1 protein-coding gene is annotated in these 230 nt (G+C 41.3%); it reads right to left on the bottom strand.

The window, feature by feature from the left end; genetic code table 11:
• A partial coding sequence (locus tag AAEZ02_RS23655; protein ID WP_502959626.1) for a sodium:solute symporter family transporter occupies positions 1-230 on the bottom strand: 230 nt, incomplete at both ends.

Genomic DNA, 230 nt, shown 5'->3' with positions numbered 1-230 from the left:
AGTTGATTCTGGTCCATTGATGGTTTCAATCATATTAACGCGAGAGAAAGCAGACAATGCAGGAATAGTGGTGTACATAATAGCGATAAATACTAAAGCCCAGCCCGCAGAAATACGCGCGTCTTTTACTTTAGGAACAGTAAAGAAACGAACAATCACATGCGGTAAGCCAGCTGTACCAAACATTAATGCACCGGTAATAAAGAACACATCTATCATCGACTTGGAGC

This window comes from Shewanella sp. T24-MNA-CIBAN-0130, assembly GCF_040310185.1.
GTDB lineage: Bacteria > Pseudomonadota > Gammaproteobacteria > Enterobacterales > Shewanellaceae > Shewanella > Shewanella psychromarinicola.
Note: the sequence above shows the minus strand (reverse complement) of the source record. Positions and strands in the feature narration are given on the sequence as shown.